The organism is Verrucosispora sp. WMMC514, assembly GCF_027497295.1.
Classification (GTDB): domain Bacteria; phylum Actinomycetota; class Actinomycetes; order Mycobacteriales; family Micromonosporaceae; genus Micromonospora; species Micromonospora palythoicola.
The window spans coordinates 3059516-3080204 of sequence record NZ_CP114906.1; the positions used below are offsets into that span (position 1 = coordinate 3059516).

The 20689-nt window shown below is 72.4% G+C and carries 18 protein-coding genes; 6 read left to right on the forward strand and 12 right to left on the reverse strand.

What is annotated here, in order from left to right; genetic code table 11:
• Positions 1-10 precede the first annotated feature (10 nt).
• Together O7597_RS13830 and rfaE2 are read right to left on the reverse strand one after the other, a co-directional pair.
• Positions 11-883, reverse strand: a complete 873-nt coding sequence (locus O7597_RS13830; RefSeq protein ID WP_269740204.1) for a glycosyltransferase family A protein — start codon at positions 881-883, stop codon at positions 11-13.
• A complete protein-coding gene (gene rfaE2 / locus O7597_RS13835; protein WP_269740203.1) occupies positions 880-2793 on the reverse strand; it encodes a D-glycero-beta-D-manno-heptose 1-phosphate adenylyltransferase in 1914 nt (637 codons plus the stop codon). Before rfaE2 ends, O7597_RS13830 begins: the two co-directional genes overlap by 4 nt.
• 146 nt (positions 2794-2939) lie before the next feature.
• On the opposite strand from rfaE2, the gene O7597_RS13840 reads away from it, so the two are divergent.
• Complete coding sequence (locus O7597_RS13840; RefSeq protein WP_269740202.1) at positions 2940-3488, forward strand: type 1 glutamine amidotransferase domain-containing protein; 549 nt, start codon at positions 2940-2942, stop codon at positions 3486-3488.
• A 61-nt stretch (positions 3489-3549) separates the two neighbouring features.
• On the opposite strand, the gene O7597_RS13845 is transcribed toward O7597_RS13840, so the two are convergent.
• Positions 3550-4041, reverse strand: coding sequence for an NUDIX domain-containing protein (locus O7597_RS13845; protein WP_269740201.1), 492 nt, complete (start codon positions 4039-4041; stop codon positions 3550-3552).
• 55 nt (positions 4042-4096) lie between these two features.
• On the opposite strand from O7597_RS13845, the gene O7597_RS13850 reads away from it, so the two are divergent.
• The gene (locus O7597_RS13850; protein ID WP_269740200.1) at positions 4097-5746 is read left to right on the forward strand and encodes a long-chain fatty acid--CoA ligase; all 1650 of its coding nucleotides are present in this window, start codon (positions 4097-4099) and stop codon (positions 5744-5746) included.
• Between the two features lie 183 nt (positions 5747-5929).
• Here the strand turns inward: O7597_RS13850 and O7597_RS13855 are convergent, their stop codons facing one another.
• The 5 genes from O7597_RS13855 to O7597_RS13875 all read right to left on the reverse strand — a co-directional run bounded on the left by O7597_RS13855 (position 5930) and on the right by O7597_RS13875 (position 10561).
• The gene (locus tag O7597_RS13855; protein ID WP_269740199.1) at positions 5930-6940 is read right to left on the reverse strand and encodes an NADPH:quinone reductase; all 1011 of its coding nucleotides are present in this window, start codon (positions 6938-6940) and stop codon (positions 5930-5932) included.
• A gap of 41 nt (positions 6941-6981) precedes the next feature.
• Positions 6982-7638, reverse strand: coding sequence for an HAD family phosphatase (locus O7597_RS13860; protein WP_281582897.1), 657 nt, complete (start codon positions 7636-7638; stop codon positions 6982-6984).
• Positions 7639-7722: 84 nt separating this feature from the next.
• Positions 7723-8547 (reverse strand): hypothetical protein, encoded by an 825-nt coding sequence (locus tag O7597_RS13865; RefSeq protein WP_269742670.1) that lies wholly within the window; start codon positions 8545-8547, stop codon positions 7723-7725.
• 186 nt (positions 8548-8733) lie between these two features.
• Positions 8734-9369, reverse strand: coding sequence for an FKBP-type peptidyl-prolyl cis-trans isomerase (locus O7597_RS13870; protein ID WP_281582898.1), 636 nt, complete (start codon positions 9367-9369; stop codon positions 8734-8736).
• Between the two features lie 193 nt (positions 9370-9562).
• On the reverse strand, positions 9563-10561 hold the full coding sequence (locus O7597_RS13875) for a Ku protein (RefSeq protein WP_281582899.1): 999 nt from the start codon (positions 10559-10561) through the stop codon (positions 9563-9565).
• Between the two features lie 85 nt (positions 10562-10646).
• On the opposite strand from O7597_RS13875, the gene ligD (O7597_RS13880) reads away from it, so the two are divergent.
• Together ligD (O7597_RS13880) and ligD (O7597_RS13885) are read left to right on the forward strand one after the other, a co-directional pair.
• Entirely contained in the window at positions 10647-11588 is a 942-nt protein-coding gene (gene ligD, locus O7597_RS13880; protein WP_269740195.1) for a non-homologous end-joining DNA ligase, read from the forward strand.
• Positions 11578-12489: a non-homologous end-joining DNA ligase gene (ligD, locus tag O7597_RS13885; protein ID WP_281582900.1), complete on the forward strand. Its 912-nt coding sequence runs from the start codon at positions 11578-11580 to the stop codon at positions 12487-12489. Before ligD (O7597_RS13880) ends, ligD (O7597_RS13885) begins: the two co-directional genes overlap by 11 nt.
• Before the next feature lie 15 nt (positions 12490-12504).
• On the opposite strand, the gene O7597_RS13890 is transcribed toward ligD (O7597_RS13885), so the two are convergent.
• Together O7597_RS13890 and O7597_RS13895 are read right to left on the reverse strand one after the other, a co-directional pair.
• Positions 12505-13641, reverse strand: a complete 1137-nt coding sequence (locus O7597_RS13890) for a hypothetical protein (RefSeq protein WP_281582901.1) — start codon at positions 13639-13641, stop codon at positions 12505-12507.
• 134 nt (positions 13642-13775) lie between these two features.
• Positions 13776-14816, reverse strand: a complete 1041-nt coding sequence (locus O7597_RS13895) for a hypothetical protein (RefSeq protein WP_281582902.1) — start codon at positions 14814-14816, stop codon at positions 13776-13778.
• Positions 14817-14933: 117 nt separating this feature from the next.
• On the opposite strand from O7597_RS13895, the gene O7597_RS13900 reads away from it, so the two are divergent.
• On the forward strand, positions 14934-15686 hold the full coding sequence (locus tag O7597_RS13900) for a TIGR03089 family protein (protein ID WP_281582903.1): 753 nt from the start codon (positions 14934-14936) through the stop codon (positions 15684-15686).
• A 115-nt stretch (positions 15687-15801) separates the two neighbouring features.
• Here the strand turns inward: O7597_RS13900 and O7597_RS13905 are convergent, their stop codons facing one another.
• On the reverse strand, positions 15802-17481 hold the full coding sequence (locus tag O7597_RS13905) for a DNA repair helicase XPB (RefSeq protein WP_269740190.1): 1680 nt from the start codon (positions 17479-17481) through the stop codon (positions 15802-15804).
• A gap of 479 nt (positions 17482-17960) precedes the next feature.
• Between O7597_RS13905 and O7597_RS13910 the strand changes: the two genes are divergently transcribed.
• Positions 17961-18200 (forward strand): hypothetical protein, encoded by a 240-nt coding sequence (locus tag O7597_RS13910; protein WP_269740189.1) that lies wholly within the window; start codon positions 17961-17963, stop codon positions 18198-18200.
• Positions 18201-18203: 3 nt separating this feature from the next.
• Here O7597_RS13910 and O7597_RS13915 read toward each other — a convergent pair whose 3' ends face one another.
• Entirely contained in the window at positions 18204-20672 is a 2469-nt protein-coding gene (locus tag O7597_RS13915; RefSeq protein ID WP_281582904.1) for a helicase-associated domain-containing protein, read from the reverse strand.
• Between the last annotated feature and the right edge of the window lie 17 nt (positions 20673-20689).

Genomic DNA, 20689 nt, shown 5'->3' on the forward strand with positions numbered 1-20689 from the left:
TCGCGCCGGCTCAGGCGTCCGGCTCCAGCGAGGCGAGGACGACCTCCCACGCCTCCACGTCGCGTTCGGTGACCGTGGTCGGTGACTCCAGGTGGTAGGCGCCGCTGGGCAGGACGCCGGCACCGCCGTGCCGCGCCAGCACGGCGAGTTGCGCGGCGACGTCCTCGCCCTGGTGCCGCGCCGGTACCCGTCGCCAGAAGCCGAATCCGCCGGCGTCGACGAGCTTGGCCCGGTCGTAGAGCACGCAGCCGCCGACCCAGGACACCTGGTACGCCCGCCAGTCACCGTCGGCGAGCGCCAGTGACGCCGTCACGTGCAGCAGGTTCGCCGCGGAGTGGATCTGCGCCCGGTCCCACTCGGGCGTGCCCGGCCGGACCCGCTCCGGCACCGGTCGGCCGGTCCACTCCCGGTAGTGCCGGTGCGTGTCTGGCCGGACGTCGCCCAGGTAGGACAGGCCGTGCACCCCGTTGCCGACGAAGCCGCAGCCCAGCTCGCCGATCGCGGTCACCAGCCGGCGCAGGGTGCCCGGTTCCAGCCAGACGTCGTCGTCGAGGAAGAGGACGTACCGCGCGACGGAGGCGTCGAGCAGGAAGCTGCGGTGCTCGGCGAGCCCGCGTCGAGGCAGTCGCCGGGTCAGTAGCACCGGATGCTTCCGGTGGCGCAGCGCCCGGACCATGGTGGCCGCCGCCGGGTGGAGGTATCCGGGGTCGCCGTCGGACTGGTCGCTGACCACCACGCCGAATCCCGGCACCCCCTCCTGCGCGGCGAGCCCGGCGAGGGTGACGGCGAGTTCGGTGGGCCGGTTGCGGGTCGGGACGAGCACGTCGACCAGCCGGTCGACGCGGAACTGCGCGGGCGTGCCGGCGTCGAGGGGTCGGTTCACGGCGCCTTGCCGGTCAGCGGCGGCGCGTCCGCACCGGTCGTGGCGGTTCCGGTGCCGGTCGCGCCGGACGTCTCCACCGCCGGCTTGGGAGCGGCCTGCGCGCCGGTCGCGCCCTCCTGCCCGTACGCGCGGATCCGGTCGATGATCGCCGACGTGGAGCGGTCCGGCACGTACCCCAGGGTGCGTACCTGGCCGCCCAGCCGTTGCACCAGCGGCGCCTCCGGCACCAGCTCGGGCGGGTAGTCGCCGCCCTTGACGTAGACGTCCGGCCGGACGGCTTCGATGAGGGCGGCCGGGGAGTCCTCCTCGAACACCACCACGTGGTCGACGCAGGTCAGCGCGGCGAGCAGGGCGGCCCGGTCCTCGATCGGGTTCACCGGCCGGTCCGCACCCTTCAACCGGCGTACGCTGCCGTCGGAGTTGACCGCCACCACCAGCAGGTCGCCGAGGGCGCGGGCCTGTTCCAGGTACCGCACGTGCCCCCGGTGCAGCACGTCGAAGCAGCCGTTGGTGAAGACGATCGAGCGGCCGGCCCGCCGGTGTTCGGCGACGATCTCCGTCAGGTGCCCGGTGTCGACGAGTACCTGCCGGTCGTCGGGTGCCGGTCGGCCCAACGCGGCCAGCAGGTCCTCGCGGCGGCACACGCAGGTGCCGGTGCCGGCGACGGTGCTCGTCGCGGCGAGCTGGGCAAGGTGCGCGGCGGTGGACAGCGGAGCGTCGGCGGCCAGCGCGAGGGTCATCGCCGCCAGGTAGGCGTCACCGGCGCCGACGGCGTGGCTGGCGGGCACGGGCGTGCTGTGACTGCGGGCGGGCGCACCGTCGACACCGCCGACCACCGCGCCCTCGGTGTCCAGGGTCACCGCGACCACCGCCGCGCCGGTGTGGGCACGCAGCTCGGCGAGCCGCGACTCGGCCAGGACGGCCCGGTCCACGCCGGCACCGACCTCGGCGTTCACGGTCACCCCGGTGCCGGTCACGCTGAGCCCGTCGCGGGTCATCGCCACCCGACTCTCGCCCGGGGTCGGCTCGCCGGTGGGCCCGTCGGTACGCCGCATCCCGGCCTCGCCCGGCGCCGTGCCGACGGTCAGTTCGGACGGCCCGTCGGCCGGGTCGACCTCGGGATGCTCCAGGTGCAGCTCACGGCCACCGGCCGCCGGCGAGGCGCCGGTGCCGGTGCCGGCCGGGTCAGCGGACGTCGCCGGGTTCGTGGTCGGCCGGACCATGCCCGCGCGGGCGAGCAGGCGGGTGGCCTCGGCGAAGCTCGGGGTCACCACGGTCGGCGCGAGGCCCCGCCAGTCGGCGAGGTCGTGGGCGTCGAGCGCGACCGTGGCGTACCGGTCCCGGTGCTCGACCAGCCAGGCGCGTACCGGCGCGGGCAGCGCGCCCAGACCGTAGTCGCAGACCACCAGGGCCGGTTTCTCGCCTCCACTGGCCGCCCGCAGCTCCTCAGTCGCACAGTCCAGGGCGGTGAGCAGGCAGTCCACCCCCAGGTCGCTGAGCGGGTCGTCCGGGTCGCCGGAGTCCTCCCGCAGCAGGATCTGGTCGCCGGCCAGCATCCGACGCTTGACCGGGGTGTAGCGGCCCGGCTGGCTGACGGTGCGGTCCCAGACGCCGGCCCGGTCGAGGCAGTCGTGCAGCTCGTCACCGGCGGCGTCGGCCCCGACGGGCGCCACCAGCACCGAGCGCCCGCCCAGCGTGGCGATGTTGACGGCGGTGTTGGCGGCACCACCCGCCGCCGAGATACGGCGGCGCAGGGTGAGGACCGGGGCGGGGGCTTCCCGGCACAACCGGTCGGAGTCGGCGAACCGCCACTCGTCGAGCATGGCGTCACCGATCACCAGGACCGGACGCCCGAGCCAGCTCTGCACGACGTCGGCGAGCCGGAGCTGTTCCGCTGCTGCTCGTGCCATGCCGGCGGTTCCCCTCCGCTCGGCGGGGTCAAACCTGCCGGCCGGGCACCCGCTGACGGCGACGTGCGGTGGGCCACCGTCCGGCCGCGTTTCGTGACGTCGGCACCGGGAACGGATACGGACGTACCCCCGGAAAGGAGAACACTGTGGCAGCGACGTTGCAGGGCAAGCGAATAGCCTTCCTGGCCACCGACGGCGTGGAAGAGGTCGAGTACGTCCAGCCGCGTCAGGCCGTCGAGCAGGCCGGTGCGACCGCCGAGCTGGTGTCGATCAAGCCTGGGAAGATCACCTCCTTCGAGCACCTGGACCCCTCCACCACGTACGAGGTGGATGTCAGTGCGGCCGACGCGGATCCCGCCCGGTACGACGCGCTGGTGCTGCCCGGTGGGGTGGCCAACCCGGACTTCCTGCGCACCGACTCCGACGCCGTCCGGTTCGTGAAGTCGTTCTTCGACGCCGGCAAGCCGGTCGGGGTGATCTGCCACGGGCCGTGGACGCTCGTCGAGGCGGACGTGGTGCGGGGTCGGCGGCTGACCAGTTGGCCCAGCCTGCGCACGGACCTGGTGAATGCCGGCGCGGAATGGGTCGACGAGCAGGTCGTGACCGACAACGGGCTGGTCAGCAGCCGCAAGCCCGATGACCTGCCGGCTTTCTGCGCCAAGATCGTCGAGGAGTTCGCCGAGGGTCGGCACTGATCCGCCGACAGCGCTCGTTCGGTGGCCTCGCCCGTCCGGGCGGGGCCACCGTGCTGCCTGGTCACTTCAGGATCAGGCGGTTGGTCTGCTCGAAGACGTCCAGGTCGGCCAGGGTCTCCAGGACACTTGCCGAGAGCGGCTGGGGCATCGCCTCGCGGTGGAAGAAGCCCGCGTCACTCGTCTCGTCGGTGATCCGGGCCAGCCGCCCGTCCCACTCCTCCACCCGGAACGCGGTGGTGAAGATCTGGTAGGTGTGGCCGTACATGTTGGTGTGGGTGCGGTCCGGGCCGGTGTAGAGGGCGAAGGCGCTCACCCGCAGCGCCCGCAGCCCGGTCTCCTCGCGTACCTCCCGCACGGCGCAGTCCGCGATCGACTCGCCCAGCTCCATCGCGCCGGCGGGCAGTGCCCACTGCCCATTGTCGGAGCGGCGGATCAGCAGGATGCGGGCCGAGCTGTCGCGCACCACGGCCCGCGCGCCGACGAACATCAGCGTCCGGTCGCCGGCCAGGGCGCGTAGCTGCCCGACGTACGAATCAGCCCAGGAGATGCTCACCCGGACAATTTACGGGGGTTCCCAACGTGTGACCGGCGACACTAACTTGTTACCCATGCGTAGCACGATGATGGACGCCCCCCTTCAGGTCTCCCGGATCCTCGAACACGGCGCCACCGTGCACGGCGCGGCCGAGGTGGTGACGTGGACCGGCGCCGAGCCGCGCCGCAGCACGTACGCCGACGTCGGGCGGGACGCCGCCCGGCTCGCGCACGCGTTGCGGACGGAGTGCGGGGTGACCGGCGACGAGCGGGTCGCCACCTTCATGTGGAACAACACCGAGCACCTGGTGGCGTACTTCGCGGTGCCCAGCATGGGTGCGGTGCTGCACACGCTCAACATCCGGCTCTTCCCCGACCAGGTCACCTACATCGCCAACCACGCCGAGGACCGGGTGGTGCTGGTCGACGCGACGTTGATCCCGCTGCTGGCGAAGTCCCTCGGCGGCATGACAAGCGTGCGACACGTGGTGGTGGTCGGCGGTGGCGATCCCGCCCCGCTGCTGGCGGCGGCGGGCGACCGGATCGCCGTACACCACTGGGACGCGCTGCTGGCCGACCGCCCGGAGGTGTACGACTGGCCCGAGGTGGACGAACGCGACGCCGCCGCCCTCTGCTACACCTCCGGCACCACCGGCAACCCCAAGGGGGTGGCCTACTCGCACCGCTCGATCTACCTGCACTCGTTGCAGATCTGCATGCCGGAGGGGTTCGGGCTCGGGCCGACCGACCGGGAACTGGCCATCGTGCCGATGTTCCACGCGATGTCGTGGGGGCTGCCGTTCGCGGCGTTCCTCTCCGGCGCGTCGCTGGTGATGCCGGACCGTTTCCTCCAGGCCGCGCCGATCGCCGAGATGATCGCCGCCGAGCGGCCGACGCTGGCCGGTGCGGTGCCGACCATCTGGACCGACCTGCTCGCCTACCTGGACAGCCACGACGTCGACACCTCCTCGCTCACGGAGGTGATCGTCGGTGGTTCGGCCTGCCCGCCGTCGCTGATGCACGCGTTCGACGAGCGGCACGGCATCGACGTCATCCACGCCTGGGGGATGACCGAGATGTCGCCGCTGGGCTCGGTGTCGCGCCCACCGGCCGGGGCGAGCGGTGACGAGGCCTGGCGCTACCGGTACACCCAGGGCCGGGTGCCGGCGGGAGTGCGGGCCCGCGTCGTGGGCCCGGCCGGGGAACCGCTGCCCGCCGACGGAACCTCCGTCGGTGAGCTGGAGGTCCGTGGGCCGTGGATCGCCGCGCGGTACGTCGGGGACGACGCGCCGGACCCGGAGAAGTTCCGCGACGGCTGGCTGCGTACCGGTGACGTGGGCACGCTGTCGGCGGACGGCTACCTCACCCTCACCGACCGGGCCAAGGACGTGATCAAATCCGGTGGCGAGTGGATCTCCTCGGTGGAGCTGGAGAACGCGTTGATGGCCCATCCGGCGGTGCTGGAGGCCTGCGTGGTGGGCGTGCCGGACCAGCGGTGGGACGAACGGCCGCTGGCCACGGTGGTGCTCCGGGAGGGTGCCTCGGCGACCCCGGAGGAGTTGCGGGACTTCCTGGCCGGGTCGGTGGCGCGCTGGCAGTTGCCGGAGCGGTGGGCGTTCGTCGAGGCGGTGCCGAAGACGAGCGTCGGCAAGTTCGACAAGAAGGTGGTGCGCTCCCGGTACGCCGACGGCGACCTGAATGTGCGGGAACTGGCCACGCCGTAACGTTTTTCGGCGCATCATCGCCATTGGGAGTAGTGGCCTGCACAGACCTCTCTCCGGTGGGCGGCCCCGGCGTTCGCACCGCGCCGGGGCCGCCCGTTCCTCGCGGGGCGACCCGCAATGCCAGTATTGCGAGACTTGTTCGTCTCTGTCCTGCGGACGGCGAAAACTCCCAGGTCGAGCCGCTTATTCGTGGGCGCTGAGCAGCACCCTGCCGACCACCGAGTCCTCCACCGCCTGATGGGCGGCAGCGGCCGCCGACAGCGGATAGGAATGCAGCGGCAGACCGGCCTCCTCGCCCACCCGGATCCCGCCCTGCGCGGCCGCGGCCGCGACGTCGACCAGCGCCTGGGCCTTGGCCGCCTTCGGCATCGTGTAGACCAGCACGAACTGCCAACGGGCGTTCGGCACCATCAGCGGACCGACCGACAACGTCACCTCGTCACCGCCGTCGTTGGCGTACACGCTGACCACCCCGCCCGGGCGCAGCAGCCGGACGTCGGTGGCCGCGTTGCGGGCGGGGGAGACCTCCACGATCCCGTGCACCCCGTCGGGCGCGATCTTGTGGACCTCCTCCACCACGTCCTGTTCCCGGTAGTTCACCACCAGTGAGGCACCGGCCGCCGCGGCCAGTTGGGCCTTCTCGGCGCTGCTGACCGTGGCGATCACGCAGGCGTCGGCCCAGGACGCCAACTGGATCGCCGCGTTGCCCACGGCCCCGGCCCCACCCTGCACCAGCACCGTGTGGTCACTCAGCGCGCCGGGACGCAGGGTGTCCGGCAGATACTCACCCGAGGTCAGGCACCGGTGCGCGGTCAGAAACGGGATGCCGAGGCAGGCGCCCAGTTCGAAGGAGGCGTCGCCGAGGCGTACCGCCTGGCGGACCGGCACCACCGTGTACTCGGTGGCGGTCCCCCACGGCCGCTGCCAGGCGGCCTCCCAGACCCACACCCGCTCGCCGATCAGCTCCTGGTCGACCCCCTCGCCGACCGCCTCGACCACTCCGGCGCCGTCCTGGCCCGGTATCTGCCAGCCGGCCGGCAGCGGGCCCTGCCGGCGCGACTTCCAGTCGGTCGGGTTCACCCCGGACACCGCGACCCGCACCAGCACCTCGCCCGGACCGGGTTCCGGCACCGGCCGCTCGACCAACTGGAGCACGGAGGGATCGCCGGTGCGTTCGTACACCATCGCCTTCATGTCACCGACCGTAGGCGGGCGGGGGACCGCCCGGTGTCGGTTCAGCCCAGCCGGTCGACGACCTCCGGGGTCAACTCGTCGATCGAGTCCAGCACCGCCACGGCCAGCCGCCGAGCGTCCGGATCCAGCGGATACGCCCCGTGCGGCACCGCCACCACCGCCATCCCGGCCGCAGCCGCGGAACGGACCCCGTTGGAGGAGTCCTCCACCGCCACGCAACGGGTCGGGTCGAGGCCGAGCCGCCGGGCCACGGTCAGGTAGACATCCGGTGCCGGCTTGCCGCGCTCGGTCTCCTCGGTCGACAGCGTGCTGCGGAACGAGTCGGTCAGGTCGGTCGCGGCCAGCGCCGCGGCGATCAGCCGGGTCGGCGAGGAGCTGGCCAGCCCGAGAGGCCACCGTGCGGCCATCCGGCGGACCACGTCGACCGAGCGGTCGATCACCGGTACCCGGGCCGCGTACCGGCGGGCCATCTCCTCGACCACCTCGGCGGCGACCTGGTCGGCGGTGCGCCGCACCCCCAACTCGTCGCTGAGGTAGCGGGCCCACTCGCCGGTGCTCATCCCCATCAGCCGACGCTGGGTGTCGTCCTGCCAGACACCCCCGTGCTCGGCCACGTACGCCCGCCGAACCTCCTCCCACACCGGCTCGGAGTCGACGATCACACCGTCAAGGTCGAAAACCACCCCATCCACCGTCACACCCCCATCTTCCCCCACCCACCGCGGCGTCGATCAAGAAGTTCGCGTCAGGAATCGAGGAGAGGTCAGACCCGAACTTCTTGGTCAACTCGCCAGGGGTGGCAGACCGATGGGGCTGTCCGGCGGGATGACCGTATGGGCGGCGCGGGCGATCGGGTCGAGCAGTTCGCGGAGGCGGTGTGCGCGCTCGGGGCCGAGCGTCAGCCAGGGGCGGGTGGCGGCGAGGTCGGTGGCGTCCTCGATCGCCTGGAAGGACGACCGGCCGCGCTCGGTCGGCTTGCCCTCGGCGTCCAGCCAGCCACGGACGGCGAGCCGGTCACGCGCCTGCGACCAGTCCTGCTCCGACCAGCCCCGGCCGAGCAGGTTGGCCGCCGGCATGTCGACCGCGACCCGCCAGGCGAGGGTCTCCACCGGGTCGAGGTCGGCGGCGACCAGTGCGGCCACGTGCCCGTCACCACGATGTTCGCGCAGCGTGGTGGCGGCCTGCCAGAGCCGAGCCAGCGGGTACTCACCCCGGGGCAGGCCCGCGTTCGCCGCGCCGAGCACCCGGCCGGCCGTCCCGAGCCCGTCGGTGGCGGCCTCGAGCAGGTCGGCGGCCTCCACGAGATGCCGCTCGGGCAACTCGTAGGTCAACTCGGCGAGCGCCTGCACCGCCCCGGTCAGCCGGGCGCGCAGCGCCTGGTCCGGGGTGGCCAGTTCCCACACCGCCGGCACGGCCCGGCTCACCATGTGCGGTGCGAAGTTGTAGAAGGCGGCGATCACCGGAGCCGGACCGGTCGGCCCGAGCGGGGCGGCGCGACCGGCGAAGTAGCCCCGCCAGTAGCCGCGTAGCCCGGCCGCCTCGTAGGCCGCGCGGGCGCGCGGATGGAAGTAGGTGACAGCGTGCAGCGGTTCGTAGTGCGTCCACATCAATCGGGCGGTCCGCCCGTCGGCGTCCACTGCCGTCACGTGCACCTCCGGGTTCGCTTCGACAGGCGTCCCGGGCGAGGTACCCGGGACGCCCGTCGAACCTACTGCCGGTCGGTGACCACCCGGAAGCCATCTGTGGTCAACCGCATCGATGTCCGGTGCCGGTGGGGGTGGGCGCCCCGCGGCTCACTCGGCGGCGAGCACGTCCACCACGAAGCGCAGCGGACCGGCCGGGCGACCGCCGCCACCGTCGCCGTAGGCGTCCTCGGCCGGGATGTCGAGCTGCACCCGGCTGCCCACGGTCACGCCCACCAGGCCCTTGTCCCAGCCCGGGATGACCTGCCCGACCCCGATCGGGAAGGTGGCGGGCTGTCCCCGCTCCCACGATGAGTCGAACTCCTCGCCGCTCTCGTAGAAGACGCCGACGTAATTGGTGGTGATCGACTGGCCGGCCTTGACCTTCGGCCCGGTGCCCTCGATCAACGGGGTCACGGTCAGCTTCTTCAGCTCACCCTCTCCGGCGGTGACCGTCGGCTTGCTGCCCAGCGCCGGGTCCGCGCCCTCCGGCAGCTGCGGTGCGGGCGGCGCAGCCGGCGGGTTGGTCGCCTCGGTCGGGGCGGACGGCGTACCGGCGGCCTGCTCGGGGGCGTCCTCACCACCGCGCTGGCCCACGATCACGAACACGGTGATCAGCACCGCCACGACGGCGATGCCGGCGAACGCACCGGCCCAGGCCTGCCGGCGGCGCTTCGCCTCGGCCGCCTTCTGAGCCGCCAACTGCTCGGCCAGCCGCCGCCGCGCCTTGGTCTCCTGCTCGCTCACGTCCTCGACTCCCTGCTGAGAGGTGTGGGGTGGGTCCGGCCACGGGCAGCCGTCGCCGACACACGGTACCTGGTGTCGGACGCACTTCCGACCATCGATGGCCCGCGCCGACCGGCACGGAAATGACGATCACGGAGTCGGTGGTGGTGCCGAACCCGCCCAGAAAGGTGCATTCAGGTGATCGAGGGTGCGGTCAGGCGGACTTGCGCGGGGTGGCCTTCTTGGTGGCTTTCTTCTCCGTGGTCTTCTTGGCCGGCGTGGCCTTCTTGGCGGTGGCCTTCTTCTCGGCGGTCTTCTTCGCGGGTGCCTTCTTGGCCGGTGCCTTGGCGGTCTTCTTCTCCGCCGCCTTCTTCTGCGCGGAACGTGCCGACGAGATCGGTGTCGGCTTGGCGCCCCCGCCGGCCGGTGCCTCGCCGCGAGCCGCCCGGGCCCGCTCCACGGACGCCTTCAACGCGGCCATCAGGTCGACGGCGGCGGCGGGCGCCTCCTCGACCTCCTCCGGCTGGACCACCTCGCGGCCCTCCACCTTCGCGTCGATGACCTCCTGCAACGCCGCCCGGTAGTCGTCGGTGAACTCGTCCGGGTGGAAGTCCCCGGCCATCGAGTCGATCAGCGAGGTGGCCATCGCCAACTCCGGTGGCCGGATCTTCAGGTCCTCGTCGAGGAAACCGAAGTCCGGCTTACGGATCTCGTCGGGCCAGAGCATCGTGTTCAGCAGCAACACACCCTCGCGGACCCGCAGGGTGGCCAACTGCTCCCGCTGGCGCAGCGCCACCTTGACGATCGCCACCCGCTCCGAATCGGTCAACGCGTCCCGCAGCAGCAGGTACGGCTTGGTCGCGGCGCCCTCCGGCTCCAGGAAGTACGCCTTGTTGTAGAGGATCGGGTCGACCTGCTCGGCCGGCACGAACTCCAGCACGTCGATCGCGTGAGAGGTGCTCAACGGCAGGTCGGCGAAGTCCTCGTCAGTGAGGATGACCATCTCCCCGCCACCGATGTCGTAGCCCTTGGCGATGTCGTCGTAGCTGACCTCCTCGCCACAGACCTGGCAGGTGCGCTTGTACCGGATCCGTCCGCCGTCGGCCCGGTGCACCTGGTGGAACCGGATGTCCTTCTCCTCCGTCGCGGAATACAGCTTCACCGCGATCGAAACCAGGCCGAACGACACGGCTCCCTTCCAGATGGCCCGCATGCTGCGCTCCCTTCCCCGGTATCGACCATGCTCGCATCACAGCGAACCGGACGCGAGGTGTTCGGCCTGCTACTACAGTCGGCCTGTGCCCGGCGCGCCGCTCAAGCCGATGCTCGCGATGACCGGGCAGCTTCCGGCCGGCCCCGATTGGGCGTACGAGTTCAAGTGGGACGGGGTACGCGCGCTCGCCGAAATCGCCGGCGGACGGCCACGCCTGTACGCCCGCTCCGGCGTCGAGATCACCACCGCCTATCCCGAGTTGATTTCGCTCGGCGAGCAGGTCGACGACGCACTGCTCGACGGCGAGGTGGTCCTGTTCGACCAGGCCGGACGACCCTCGTTCACCGCCCTGGCCGAGCGGATGCACGTGCGCAACGCCGTGAAGGCGGCCCGGCTGGCGGCAACCGTCCCGGTCACGTACATGATCTTCGACGTGTTGCGGTTGGCCGGGCAGGATCTCACCGGCTGGCCGTACGCCCGGCGGCGGGAGGCCCTCGACGGCCTGGCTCTGGGCGCGGCGCGGTGGGCGGTCCCACCGGTCTTCTCCGACGGCCCGGCCACCTACGAGGCGGCCGGCGAGCACGGCCTCGAAGGGGTGATGGCCAAGCGGGTCGAGTCGGTCTACCGGTCCGGGGTGCGCTCGCCGGACTGGGTGAAGGTCAAGCTGGAGGTGACCGGCGACTTCGTGGTCGGCGGCTGGCGGCCCGGCGCGCGGAAGATCGGCGGGCTGCTGGTCGGGGTGCCCGGTGCCGACGGTCGACTCGTCTACCGGGGCCGGGTCGGTGGTGGGATCGGTGCCGCCCTCGAACGGGAACTGCTGCGCGAGTTGGAGCCGCTGCGCACCACCGCCTCGCCGTTCGGCGGCGACGTCCCCCGCGAGGATGCCCGGGGCGCGATCTGGGTAACTCCCCGGCTGGTGGTGGAGGTCAAGTACGGCCAACGCACCCCGGACGGGCGCCTGCGGTTCCCCCGGATCCTGCGGATCCGCCCGGACAAACCGGCCGAGGAGGTCGACGATGCCAGCTGACCGGTTCCCGGTCGAGGTGCAGGGCCGCACGCTGGAGCTGTCCAACCTGGACAAGGTGCTCTATCCGACGGCCGGCTTCACCAAGGGCGAAGTGATCGACTACTACACCCGGATCGCCCCGGTGCTGCTGCCACACCTGACCGACCGGGCGCTGACCCGCATCCGCTACCCGAACGGCGTGACCGGCGGCTCGTTCTTCGAGAAGAACGCTCCGGCCGCCACCCCGTCCTGGGTACGCATCGAGACGCTGCCCGCCCCGGGCTCCACCAAGGGTCGGGAGACCATCGACTACGTCGTCGCCGACGACCTGCCAACCCTGGTCTGGCTGGCCAACCTGGCCGCCCTGGAACTGCACACCCCGCAGTGGAAGGTCGGCGCGCACCCGGACCTGATGGTGATCGACCTGGATCCGGGTGCCCCGGCGGCACTGAAGCAGTGCTGCCAGGTGGCCCTGACGCTGCGCGACCGGTTGGCCGCCGACGGCATCGACTCCTACCCGAAGACCTCCGGCAAGAAGGGCATGCAGCTCTGCTGCCCGATCTCCGGCACGCAGCCCGCCGACGACGTGTCGGCCTACGCCCGGAGCGTCGCCCAGGAACTCGAACGCGAACAGCCGAAGCTGGTGGTGTCGAAGATGGCGAAGAACCTGCGACCGGGCAAGGTCTTCATCGACTGGAGCCAGAACAACGCGGCGAAGACCACGGTGGCGCCGTACTCGCTGCGCGCCCAGCCCGTCCCGTCGGTGTCGACACCGCTGACCTGGGACGAGGTGTCCGCCGGTGCGGCGGGCCGACGCCCGGCCACCAAGCCGTACCCCGCCGGTGAGGTGCTGGAGCGGGTCGAGCGGCACGGCGACCTGCTCGCCCCACTGCTCGACGGCGGCCCCGCACTTCCGCGGTAGCCCCACCGTCCCTGCTCACACGACGGTGCCCCCGGGCCAGGTGGTGTAGGAGATCCGGGCGTTCAGGTTGGCCGGTACGCCGAGCCAGCCGTAGCAGTTCACCAGGACCACCGTGTTCGCCCCGGATCGTCCCCAGCCGGCGAGCACGCAGTGGCCGCGAGGCCGGCTGCCGGGAAGTATGCCGAGGTGGGCGTTGACGAAGGCGGTGCCGAACGCGGTCCCGGTGCCGCTGAAGGTCATCTGGTAGCGGCCGGTGCCGGTCAGTGTGCCGCTGGCGCCGCCGTAGCCGGGCAGCGTCGAGTTGTAGCTGTCGCCGCTGATGAACCCTCCGGTGATGTTGTCGCCATAGAGGGTTCCGCTGGCGAACCGTGGGCCCGCCGAGTGGCCGAGCAGGTCGACCCGGGAGCCGTAGGTGACCGCGAACCGCGCGTCGACGTCGTTACCGGCGGCGTTGGCGCATCGCACCTCCCGGCCGTCCGGCCAGTCGATCTGGCAGTTCACCGCGCTGCCGCCCAGCGCCGTGACGTGCGTCATCGGGAAGATCGGGGCACCCGACTCACTTGCCGGGTTGGGGTTCATGCGGAAACGGTAGTGACCGGTACCGAGCCGCTCATAGCTGATCGTTCCGCCCGTCGAGTCGTACCGCAGACCGGCCGGGATGGTACGCAGACCGACCGGCGTCGCCTGGTCGGTGGTGAACCAGGCCAACCGTCCCTGATGGATCTGCCGCCGGTTGGTGAAGGTCGCCACGAATCGGCTGTCCACCGGTGCGCCGGTCGCCCCGAAGCACCGTACCTGGATCAGCAGATGGTCGCCGCCCAGCAGGCTCCGGTACCAGCTGGCCACCGTGCAGTGCACCGGCCCGCCACCGTACGCCACCACGTGCGCGACGCCGGTGCTTGTCGCGGCGTGCTGCAACTCGACGGTGTACGCCCCGGTGCCGGTCCGCCGTACGACGATGTCACCCTCGGTGGAGGACCAGCTCCAGCCGTTGTCAACCGTGTACTCGGCCGCATCCGGCTGGTTCGCCCACACGGTCGCGACGACCGCGCCGGTGGGTAGCGGATCAGCCGTCGCGGCGGCCGGCGGAGCCAGCACCGCGCCCACCGCGAGCATCACCAGTACGGCCCGTAGTCGGGTCGATCGCCTCATCCGCCAGCCTCCCGCCCGACCGCATCCGACGTCGACATCGGACGCTTGCGCCATGAGTCTGGCAGCCTCCGGCAACGCTCGCGGCGGCCACGCAGAACGTGTTCGAGGAGAACATGGCCTCCGCACAGACGCGCTCAGCCCGGGTGGGCCGGTGCCGACCCGTGCCGCCGCAGGCGCGCGTACCCGCCGCCGAGCATGGCGAGCGCGAGCAGGCTGACGATCACGTCGCTGAGCAGGGCCTGGGTGGGCGATGCCGGTGCGTACGGGGGCACCAGGTAAGCCAGCACGGCCGCCCCGAGGAGCGCTCCCGCAGCACTGGCCAGCACATGTCCCTGACCCCACCCGGAGCGCCCCGACAGGCGAAGGAGCAGCCCCACCAGCGCGGCGACGGCAACTATCGACACGACCACGCCGATCCAGCCGGAGAGCATGGCGACGCCCAGGTAGACGAGGAAGACCAACAGGCCGGGACGGAATGGCCGGGGTGCGGCGATGTGAGCCAGGGGCGGCCGGCGCCGCCAACGCGGCATGGCCGCCAGCACGACCAGGGCGAGGACCACCGCCGCCGCCCCGACGAGCTGACCGGGGCTGGCCAGGAATCCCTTGCGTCCGCTGTCGTCGGCGAAGACGAGGAGGCTGCCCAGCAGGTAGAGCACGGCCACGACGACCCGGCCGGGCACCCGCAGCCACGGCCGCAGCCGGCGGGCCGGGGAGAGGTACGACTCGACGATGGCGATCGGCGCGCAGATGGTCAACGCGACATGGTTACCGACGAAGCTGATCGCCTCCTGCGCGCTGATGCCCAGCACCGGTACGCGGGTACGGTTCGCCGCGCTCAGCTCCGCGAACTCGGTGTCGGCCAGGTAGTCCGGGTTGAACAGCGACTGGTCCACCAGGCCCGCCTGGAGCACCCCGAACCCCGCTGCCAGCAGGACGATCATCGGCCAGCCGCCGCCGGTACGCCGGGCCGCCTCCCGGATCAGCACCGCCGCGCCCCCGTACATCGGTGCCAGCACCACCACGACGCCCAGCATGTCGGTGCCGGCGAAGCCGCCCCACGAGCACTCGGCGGCCCAGGGGGCGAGGAACAGCAGCGCCACGACCGGGACGAGTCGCCGCGGCATCGGCTGCCGGCCGCCGTCGAGAGCCGCCCGTTCTGCCCCGTGAGTAGTCATGCCCCTGACTCTCCCCGTGACGCGGCACCCGCCACCAATGCCGTCAGTCATGTCTTCGTCGACCCGACCGGAAAGGGCGGCCTCGACAGGGCCGGGCGGCAGGAGTAGGACGTACCTATGCGTACTGCCCTACCCGTCCCTTCCGCCGCCGGTCTCGCCGATCCGGACCGGCCACTGCTCAGCTACCTCGATTACCGCAGCGGCGCGCGGCACGACCTGACCGCCGCCGCGCTCGGTGACCTGGCGGCGCGGGCCGCCGGGCTGCTGCGCGACGGCTGCGGACTGACCCCGGGCAGCCGGGTGGCGGTGCTGCTGCCGCCGCACTGGCGTACCGCCGCGGTGCTCCTGGGGGCCTGGGCGGTGGGGCTCGAGGTGTCGTTCCGGCCGCGCGCCACCGCCGGGCTGCCGGTGCTGGAGCCCGGCGGCGACCGACCGTACGACGCCGTCCTGGTCACCCCGGAACGCCTGGACGACTGGCTGGAGGACGTGCCGGACGGGCTGCACCGGTATCTCGTCGGCACCGGGCCGCAGCCACTGGTCGACGTGCCGGTCGGCTGGCTCGACTGGTCGGTTGAGGTGCTGCGGCACGGCGTCGCCCCGACCGACCGGCCCGTGCTGCACGCGAACGACGCGGCCAGCCCGGACGGCACCAGCTACGCCGAGTGGGGTGCGATCGCCAGGGCGGTGGCCGAGCAGCTCGACCTGCGGGTCGGTGACCGGCTGCTGGTCGACGTCGCCGAGCACGACCAGCCGCTGAAGTGGCTGCTCGCCCCACTCTCCGCAGGCGCCACGGTGCTGCTCTGCGCCAACCTGGACCCCGCCGACCGGGACGCTGTGGCCGCCGCCGAGCAGGTCACCCGCGTGCTCTGACCACGTCGAGGCAGGGACGACCCGATGCGGCAACATCCCTGTTGGTGCTGTGCCGGCCCCGAGGTGAGGCAGCAACAACAGGGATGTTGCGCGGATCTTGCCGACGGGGATGCGGTCAGTCGACGGTGGGTAGGGGTGGGCCGAGGACGTCGTCGGCGTCGACGATCGTGTAGGCGTACCCCTGCTCGGCGAGGAAGCGCTGCCGGTGGGCGGCGTACTCGGTGTCGATGGTGTCCCGGGAGACCACCGTGTAGAAGTGCGCCTGCCGGCCGTCGGCCTTCGGGCGCAGCACCCGGCCCAACCGTTGCGCCTCCTCCTGGCGGGAGCCGAACGTGCCGGACACCTGGATCGCCACCGCCGCCTCGGGCAGGTCGATGGAGAAGTTACCGACCTTGGAAATCACCAACGTGCGGATCTCCCCGGTGCGGAACGCGTCGAAGAGGCGCTCGCGCTCCTTGTTCGTGGTCGAGCCCTGCACGATCGGGGCGTCGAGATACTCGCCCAACTGGTGAAGCTGGTCGATGTACGCGCCGATGACAAGCGTCTGCTCGTCCGGATGCCGGTCGAGCAGGGCGCGTACCACCGGCAGCTTGGTGCGGGCGGTGGCGGCCATCCGGTAGCGCTCCTCCGCCTCCGCCGTCGCGTACGCCATCCGCTCGGCGTCGGTCAGGGTGACCCGGACCTCGACACACTCGGCCGGGGCGATCCAGCCCTGCGACTCGATGTCCTTCCAGGGCGCGTCGTACCGCTTCGGGCCGATCAGGCTGAACACGTCGCCCTCCCGGCCGTCCTCGCGCACCAGGGTGGCGGTCAGGCCCAGCCGGCGGCGGGCCTGGAGGTCCGCGGTGAAGCGGAAGATCGGCGCGGGCAGCAGGTGCACCTCGTCGTAGACGACCAGGCCCCAGTCGCGGGCACCGAACAGGTCCAGGTGGGTGAAGGCGCCGCCGCGCCGCGAGGTGAGCACCTGGTACGTGGCGATGGTGACCGGGCGGATCTCCTTGCGCTCACCCGAGTACTCGCCGATCTCCTCCTCGGTCAGCGAGGTGCGGGCGATCAGCTCCCGCTTCCACTGCCGCCCGGCGACCGTGTTGGTGACCAGGATCAGCGTGGTGGCCTTCGCCTCGGCCATCGCCGCCGCACCCACCAGCGTCTTGCCGGCCCCGCAGGGCAGCACCACCACACCCGACCCGCCGGCCCAGAACGCCTCGACCGCCTCCCGCTGGTACGACCGCAGCGTCCACGGCCTGCCACCGTCCTTGCCGGCCTCGGCCAGCTCGATCGGGTGCGCCTCGCCGTCGACGTACCCGGCCAGATCCTCCGCCGGCCAGCCGAGCTTGAGCAGGGCCTGCTTGAGCCGCCCCCGCTCGGAGGGGTGCACCGCGATGGTGTCGTCGTCGATGCGGTTGCCGAGCATCCCGGCCAGTTTCTTGCTCTTGGCCACCTCGACCAGCACCACCCGGTCCAGGGCGCGCAGCACGAGGCCGTGTGCCGGGTCGTTGGCGAGCTGGAGCCGCCCGTACCGGTCCATCGTCTCGGCCACGTCCACCAGCAGCGCGTGCGGCACCGGGTACCGCGAATACTTGATCAGCGCGTCCACCACACCCTCGGCGTCGTGGCCGGCGGCACGGGCGTTCCACAACCCGAGCGGGGTCAGCCGGTACGTGTGCACGTGCTCGGGCGAGCGCTCCAGCTCGGCGAAGGGGGCGATGGCCATCCGGCAGGCCTGTGCGTCGGGATGGTCGATCTCCAACAGGAGGGTCTTGTCCGACTGCACGATAAGCGGTCCACCACTCACGCCGAATCCTCTCGTCCGTACGGCTGACCCGGCCGCCGAGGCAGGCGGCTGACCTGCCACTGGGCGACCATCCAGTGTTGCACGCGCGGGCGGGTGGCGAGAAAGTGCTCAGCCGGCGCAACCCCGCCGGTGCTCTGGCGCGTCTAGCAGTAGGGGACGAGTTGTCGAGGTCGGTGGCCCGCCGGGTCCCAGGACGGGCCACCGTACGCCCTCGCGGTCGTCAAGCCGGTCGGTGCCGGTGCGCAGCGCGTTCGATCCACGGCCGGACGGGCCAGGAAAGCGGGGGCCGTTCCCGTCGCAGTGGAAGCCAACGGGGGCGAGCGGCGCGCCCGGACCGCACCGGCACCCCCCCCACACCGTTTGCGCACCCGGCACCGCGGGGTACGAGCCGAGTCGGATCGTCACCCGATGGTGCTGGCCGACAGCCGCCAAGGGTGACACCCTTGACGGCGAGGGCCGGACCGTACGGGGGAGGGCAGATGACCGTTGACCAGGAAGTTGTCCCCGAGCGCGAGCAACTGGAGTCGTCCGAACCCGTCTCCACCGCCACGGTGGTCGCGTACGCCGTCGTGGGCGTCGTCCTGTTCGGCTGGTTCCTCTTCGGCTGGCTGGTGCTCCAGCAGGGCTTCATCGACTCGGTCGGTGAGGCCGCCGGGACGGGCTTCGCCCTGCTGCTGATCGTGGCGATCGTCGGGTCGGTGCGGCGTAGCCGCCGCTGAACCTCACTTCTCCAGCACCGCCGCGGTGATCCGGTGCAGCGCGAAGGTGTGCAGCATCTCGGTGCGTTCGTCCTCGGCACGCAGGTAGCCCGCGCCGAGTGAGACGGGTCGCACCAGCCGCGAGGCGGTTGCCCCGTGCGCGTCCACGTAGCCGACCCAGACCAGCGCCTTGTCGCGTACCGCCTGCTGAAGCACGGCCAGGGCGTCGTGGTGATTGTGTGCGGGAACCGGTCCGTCGGGCGCCGCGCCCCGCACCACCGCCGGCGCCCGTCGGGCCGCCCGCGCCACCGCGTCACCCCGCCGGATCTGCTCCACCACACCGAGCAGACGGGGCAGCGGCAGGTGCGGGGTGGCGAGTGGGTCGATCACCCGGTTCGCCACCGACACCCTGGCGGGTGCCCGGCGGGCCTTCGGTCGGGTGAGCACCGTCGACCCGGTGGCGTCCTCGGCCACCGGGGCGTAGCCGGCCTCCCGCAGCACGCTGAGCAGGCGGCCGCCCTGGTACGGGGTCACCAGCACGGTCGGCGCGAGCCGGCGCAGCGCCAGAGCCTCCACCCGCCGGTCGGCGAGCACCTCGGCCAGCAACGCCTCGTCGTCGCTGCGCAGGTACGCCCCGGCAGAGCCGATGCGCAGCCCACCGTGCTTGCGGGCCGCGTCGTCGACCAGGTACGTCAACCCCTGCGGTACCGGAGTTCGGGACCGGCGACGGAACAGGTCGTGCAGGTCGTCAGCGGAGTAGCCGGCGTCCAGGGCACGTCGCACACTGCTCGTGGTGATCCGGTGCACGCTCGCTCCGCCGGCCGACTCCGGCTCGGCGACCACCTCCAGTTCGGCGGCGAGCGTCGGCTCGGGCGGCCCGGGCACCACCACGGTCAGGTCGGCTTGGACCAGGAAGTGGTCCACCGGGGCGGGCAGCAGCGCGTCCAGGGACCGGACCGCGCCGCCGCCGTCCTCGGCGTCGGCCAGCAACCCCAGCGGGTCGTCCGTGGCGCCGTGCTCGCTCGCCGTCGCCTCGGCCAGCAGCAGCCGTCCGTACGAGGTGAGCGCCCCCAACCCGGTCACGCCCAGCGTGGCCGCCTCGGCAAGCACCTCCCGATGCGTGTTCTCCCGGCCCCGGCTGCGTCGCGGCGCCTGCCAGTCCAGCAGCGTCAGCACCTCCTCGACGCTTGGCGCGCTGGCCGGTTCCAGATCCGCGAGGATGCCGAGCACCGCCCGCCGGGCGGCCGGCGCTCCGGCCCGTTCCGCCTCCGCCGACAGCACCGTGATCGGCCGGTCCCGGTCGTCCCGCTGCCCGACCAGCCCGACCTGCCGGGTCATGGTCAGCCAGGCCCGGGCCAGCTGCTCCCAGCGTTGGGCCAACGAACCGGCCCGCCACATCTCGTAGCCGGCGGTGGGCAGCACCTGCTGGTCGGCGCCGTACCGGCCGGCGACGCCGGGCAACTCCATCTCACCGATGAGCCCGGCCGAGTACGCCACCTCCAGCAGCAGCGCGGCGGTCGACTCGTCCGACCCGGTGGCCCGCGCCAGCCGGCGCAGGTCACGCACGCCGATGCCGCCGGAGCGCAGCACCGGCGCCGGTTCGGCGGCCAACTGCTCCAGCAGCGCCTCGGTGTGGCGTACCACCTCCATGGTCTGCCCGGCCCCGGCGGAGTCGGCGGCCTTCGGCTCGCGGGGCGTGGCGGCCACCCGGGGTGGACTGCTGCGCAGCGGACCCAGCGGACCGGTCTCGCGGCGCAGCAGCAGCCCGATCTCCCGGGGCAGCTCGACCATGCCGGTGGTGCCACCCTTGCCGCCGGAGACCCGCACCAGCAGCCGGTGGTCGACCAGCCAGCGCACCGGGGACCCGGTCGGTGCCCCGCCGTTGGTGTCGTCCGGCGGCAGGTCGTCGTCCGCGCCGACCGCCGGCGCCTGCAACGCGCCGGGCGGCACGCTGCCGACCGGTGGGCCGGCGGCCAACCGGTCCAGGATCGCCCGGGCCGACGGCGGCGCGGACAGCAGCGTCCGCCGCAGCTTCGCCGGGTCCGCGCAGAGCGCGGCCGTACGCGGGTCCAGCTCCGCCGCCGGCCGACCCAGCCCGGCGGGGTACGGGGAGATCTCGTCGATGCCACCGACGAGATGCAGGGCGCTGTCGGGGCCGTACAGCAGGAACCTGGCCCGCAGTCGGTCGACGGCGGCCCGGACGGCGGTGGGGGCGGGTGGGTTGGGGCCGGTGGTGGCCAGGGCGAGAACCCCGTCGACCGAGGTGGTGCCGTCGGCCGGGTCACGGGTCAACCGGGCGGCGTCCATGATCTGGAGCGTGAACTGGTCCAGCCCGTCGAGTGCCCGCGACACCGAGACGCGGGACTGTGCCCGGAGGGCGAGGGCGGCCATGTCGGCGGGGACCGGTACGACGAGGTCGGGCCGGAGCTGAAGGAGCGCGGCGAGGGACTCGTCGGGCAGCGACCGCAGGTGGTCGGCGAGTGAGGTGCTCATCGTCGTTCCACGCTAGC